The organism is Bradyrhizobium forestalis, from assembly GCF_002795245.1.
Taxonomy (GTDB): Bacteria; Pseudomonadota; Alphaproteobacteria; order Rhizobiales; family Xanthobacteraceae; genus Bradyrhizobium; species Bradyrhizobium forestalis.
On record NZ_PGVG01000168.1, the window covers coordinates 1 to 383 of the forward strand.

Sequence of the window (383 nt, forward strand, 5' to 3'; positions counted from 1 at the left end):
GTAAAACTCTTCTTGTCGACGTTGTCGACGATCTTCACGCCCATCTTCTTCAGCTTGTCGGCCGCGGTGCGCTCGAGGTCGAACGCCTTCTGCGGCTCCTTCGTGCTGATCTCGTTGGCCGCCGCCTGCACCCACCCCTTCTGCTCCGCCGACAGGCTCTGCCAGAGCTTGTCGGAGACGAACACCAGCGCGTTGTTGGCTTCGTGCTCCGTGATGTTGAGGACCGGGGCAACCTCGTAGTGCTTGTTGACGAGGTAGACGTTGATGCTGTTCTCGGCGACGTCCATCACGCCGGTTTGCAAGCTCGTGTAGACGCTACCGAACGGCATGTGCACGGTCTGGGCGCCGTAGGCCGGGAACATCATGTCCTCGGTCGCGGTCGC

Annotated in this window: 1 protein-coding gene; it reads right to left on the minus strand. The window is 61.6% G+C overall.

The annotated features are described in order from the left end of the window. Positions 1–383, minus strand: a 383-nt coding sequence (dctP, locus tag CVM73_RS38955; RefSeq protein ID WP_167407309.1) for a TRAP transporter substrate-binding protein DctP, incomplete at both ends; no start/stop codon positions are given.